Source organism: Pseudomonas sp. P5_A2_2 (assembly GCF_054177685.1).
Genome location: NZ_JBGCUL010000375.1, coordinates 1 through 4,299, shown reverse-complemented (window position 1 = coordinate 4,299; position 4,299 = coordinate 1). Strand labels below are relative to the sequence as shown.

Annotated in this window: 4 protein-coding genes; all 4 read left to right on the top strand. The window is 60.9% G+C overall.

The window, feature by feature from the left end:
* Nucleotides 1–142: 142 nt before the first annotated feature.
* The 4 genes from ACXRVY_RS18670 to ACXRVY_RS18655 all read left to right on the top strand — a co-directional run bounded on the left by ACXRVY_RS18670 (nucleotide 143) and on the right by ACXRVY_RS18655 (nucleotide 4,190).
* Nucleotides 143–547, top strand: coding sequence for an acetyl-CoA sensor PanZ family protein (locus tag ACXRVY_RS18670; protein WP_223457863.1), 405 nt, complete (start codon nucleotides 143–145; stop codon nucleotides 545–547).
* Nucleotides 548–625: 78 nt separating this feature from the next.
* Nucleotides 626–2,857 carry an AsmA family protein gene (locus ACXRVY_RS18665; RefSeq protein ID WP_457265693.1) on the top strand — a complete coding sequence of 744 codons (2,232 nt, stop codon included), beginning with the start codon at nucleotides 626–628 and terminating at the stop codon, nucleotides 2,855–2,857.
* Nucleotides 2,854–3,921, top strand: a complete 1,068-nt coding sequence (gene mutY / locus ACXRVY_RS18660; protein WP_457265694.1) for an A/G-specific adenine glycosylase — start codon at nucleotides 2,854–2,856, stop codon at nucleotides 3,919–3,921. The genes ACXRVY_RS18665 and mutY overlap by 4 nt, the downstream gene beginning before the upstream one ends.
* Nucleotides 3,918–4,190: an oxidative damage protection protein gene (locus ACXRVY_RS18655; RefSeq protein ID WP_007989188.1), complete on the top strand. Its 273-nt coding sequence runs from the start codon at nucleotides 3,918–3,920 to the stop codon at nucleotides 4,188–4,190. Before mutY ends, ACXRVY_RS18655 begins: the two co-directional genes overlap by 4 nt.
* Nucleotides 4,191–4,299: the final 109 nt, after the last annotated feature.

Genomic DNA, 4,299 nt, shown 5'->3' with positions numbered 1-4,299 from the left:
GCCTTGTTGTGCGACAACAGCTCGCAGCAGGACGGACGAACGGGCAAAGGTTACCATCTGCAGATGACAGAAAAACCAAAATGACATCATCTTTTTGTACGACATCAGATCTCTCTCACCTCATGACCTCACGGGAATCACCATGCCGATCATTGTCGAGTCACTGAACCAAATCACCGCCCAGGATCGGCAGGACCTGCACAAGATCTACCACGACGCCCCGGACTGGCTGTTCGCGCCGTTTTCCGGAGAAGCGCAGTTGATCGAAGACTGTTTGCGCGACGGCACACTGATCGCCGGACGCTTCAATGATCGCCTACTGGGCGCGGCCCGCCTGCAAAGGCACCAAGACGCCTGGTACTTGTCCCAAATATGTGTGCGAAAAATTACCCGTCGCCGTGGGGTTGCCGAGCGACTGGTCGCCGAAGCCCGGAAAATGGCCGAGCAATCGGGTATGACCCTGCGCTTGCTGGCGCCTGCCGGGCATCTGGAGGCGCAAGCACTGACGGCCAAGTTGAAACTGCCGCTGGATGTACTGCCGACGTGATCGCTGACCGGCCGTCTGTTCGGGGGCGCTATACTCTTCGGCTAAATTTTGAATTCGACTAATTACAAGGACTCGCCCATGAAAGCGTTCGGCAAAATCCTGGGCCTGGTACTTCTCGGGTTGTTGCTGATCATTGTGGCGCTGGGCTTTGCCCTGACCCACATATTCGATCCCAACGACTACAAAGACGAGATTCGCCAGATTGCCCGCGACAAGGCCCACATCGAGCTGACGCTCAATGGCGATATCGGCTGGAGCCTGTTCCCGTGGCTGGGCCTGGAGTTGCACGACGCCAGTGTCGCGACCATGGTCAAACCGACCGAACCGTACGCCGACTTGCAGATGCTCGGCCTGTCGGTGCGCGTACTGCCGCTGCTGCGCCGCGAAGTGCAGATGAGCGACGTGCGCGTCGAAGGCCTGAACCTGCGCCTGAACCGCGACAAGGACGGTCACGGCAATTGGCAAGACATCGGCAAGCTGCCGGCACCGGCCAACACCGACGCGACCAGCACCCCGCCGGCCGCTGGCGAACCTGCGCCCGAAGCCAACGTCGCGGCGGAAAAACCGCCGCAACCGATTCGCCTGGACATCGACAGCCTGACCGTGAACAACGCACGGGTTGAATACACCGACGAACGAACCGGCAAGAGCTTCAGCGCCGAAAGCATTCAGTTGAGCACCGGTGCGGTTCACGACTCCGTCAACATTCCGCTCAAGCTCACGGCTTTCCTGTCAGCCAACCAGCCGGCATTGCGAGTGCGTACCGAGCTCAACGGTGAGGTGCGCATCGCACGTGCATTGCAGCGCTATCAGTTCGAAGACATGAGGTTGTCCGGCGAAGTGACCGGCGACCCATTGCAAGGCAAGACCATGACGTTCGCCGCCCAGGGCCAGCTGGTGCTGGACAAGGCCGCCAACGTTGCCGAATGGACCGGTATCAAGATCTCCGCCAACCAACTGCGGGCACTGGGTGAATTGAAGGTCAACGACCTCGACAAGACTCCACAAGTCAGCGGCGGCATCTCGATTGCCCAGTTCGACCTGGCGAAATTCGTCGACAGCATCGGCCAGAAACTCCCGGCCATGGCCGAAGGCAGCCTGAGCAAAGTCGAGCTGGTCAGCCGATTGGCAGCGACACCGACCAGCCTGGCGCTCGACGACCTCAACCTGAAAGTCGACGACAGCACCTTCAGCGGCCGTATCGCCGTCGAAGACTTCGCCAAGCAATCGTTGCGCGCAGCACTCAAGGCCGACACCTTCAATGTCGACCGTTACCTGCCGCCGAAATCCGCCGAGGCCAATAGCGCGACACAAGTGCGTCAGGCCGAAGTCGCCAGCACCGAAGCCGATGCCATGGCCGGCGCCGGCAGCACTCCGTTGCCACCCGCGCCGACCAAGGACGCCTGGAGCAGTGAGCGCTTGTTGCCCGTGGAGCGCTTGAGCAAGCTCGATGTGGACGCCGACCTGACCTTCGGCCAGTTGACCCTGCAAAAACTGCCGATCCATAACGCGGCGCTCAAGGCCACCGGCCAGGGCGGCCTGCTGACGCTGGCCAACCTGAGCGGCGATCTTTATGAGGGCAGCTTCGAAACCACCGGCACGCTCGATGTACGCCAGCCAGTGCCGGCGCTGAACCTGCAGACGAAGATCAGCCGGGTACCGGCAGAAAAAATCCTCGAAAGCCAGGGCAAGAACCCGCCGGTCAAAGGCCTGGTCACGCTCAACAGCAGCCTGACCGGTAGCGGCAACAGCCAGAAAGCGTTGATCGAAACCCTCAACGGCAACGCCAGTTTCGTCATCAACAATGGCGTGCTGCTCAACGCCAACCTTGAGCAACAGCTGTGCAAAGGTATCGCCACGCTCAACCGCAAAACCCTCAGCGGCGAGCCCCGGGGCAAGGACACACCGTTCCAGGAGCTCAAGGGCAACCTGACCTTGCGTAATGGCGTGGCCAGCAACCCCGACCTGAAAGTGCGCATCCCGGGCATGACCGTCAACGGTGATGGTGACATCGATCTGCGAGTGCTGGGCATGGACTACCGTGTCGGCATCATCGTCGAAGGCGACACCAGCGCCATGCCGGACCCGGCCTGTCAGGTCGGCGACAAGTTTGTCGGCATCGAGTGGCCACTGCGCTGCCGCGGCCCGCTGGAGCTGGGCGCCAAGGCTTGCCGTCTGGATAACGACCGCATGAGCCAGGTCGCGGCCAAACTGGCTGGCGACAGGATCAGCGAAAAAATCGACGAGAAATGGGGCGACAAGGTCAACCCGAAACTCAAAGACGCGCTCAAGGAGCTGTTCAAGCGATGAGAGCCGAGCAGTTTTCAACGGCGGTGCTGGACTGGTTTGACCGCCACGGCCGTCACGATTTGCCCTGGCAACAGGACATCAACCCGTATCGGGTATGGGTCTCGGAAATCATGTTGCAGCAGACCCAGGTCAGCACCGTGCTGAACTACTTCGACCGCTTCATGGCTTCGTTGCCAACGGTCGAAGCCCTGGCGGCGGCACCGGAAGACGAAGTGCTGCACCTGTGGACGGGCCTGGGTTACTACACCCGCGCGCGCAATTTGCAGAAGACCGCGAAAATCGTCGTCGAGCAGTACGGCGGCGAATTTCCCCGGGACGTGGAAAAACTCACTGATCTGCCGGGGATCGGCCTGTCCACCGCTGGCGCCATTGCCAGCATCAGCATGGGTCTGCGTGCGCCGATCCTCGACGGCAACGTCAAACGGGTGCTGGCGCGCTTTACCGCACAAGAGGGCTACCCCGGCGAACCGAAGGTGGCCAAACAACTCTGGGCCAACGCTGAGCGCTTTACACCGCAGACCCGCGTCAACGCCTACACCCAGGCGATGATGGACCTGGGCGCCACGCTCTGTACCCGCAGCAAACCGAGCTGCCTGCTGTGCCCGCTGGAAAAGGGCTGCGAGGCGCACATGCTCGGCCTGGAAACCCGCTACCCGATCCCCAAGCCGCGCAAAGCCATCCCGCAGAAACGCACGCTGATGCCGATGCTCGCCAATGGCGAGGGCGCGATCCTGCTTTACCGTCGCCCGTCCACGGGCCTGTGGGGCGGTTTGTGGAGCCTGCCGGAACTCGACGACCTCGACGACCTGCCGCATCTGGCATTGCAGCACGCGCTGGAACTGGGCACCCAACAGGCATTGCCGAGCCTGGTGCACACCTTCAGCCATTTTCAATTATCCATCGAACCCTGGCTGGTTCAGGTCCAGGAGTCCGGTCATCACGTGGCCGAGGCTGACTGGCTCTGGTATAACCTCGCCACCCCGCCGCGCCTGGGCCTTGCCGCCCCGGTCAAGACCTTGCTCGAACGCGCGGCCGCCGTATTGAACGCAGGAGAGTCGTCATGACCCGCACCATCATGTGCCGCAAGTACAAAGAAGAATTGCCAGGCCTGGAGCGTGCTCCCTTCCCGGGTGCCAAAGGCCAGGACATTTTTGACCACGTCTCGCAAAAGGCCTGGGCCGACTGGCAGAAGCACCAGACCCTGCTGATCAACGAAAAACGCCTGAACATGATGAACGCCGAAGATCGCAAATATCTTCAGGGCGAGATGGACAAGTACTTCTCCGGCGAGGATTACGCCAAGGCCGAAGGCTACGTGCCGCCGTCGGAATAACCCCGATTTATCAGGGGTCGGAACGTAAGCGACGGTAATAATTAAATTTTTTTTGAAAACTTGCTTGACGACCCCCTGAAAAACCCGTTTAATGCGCCCCGTTGCCCAG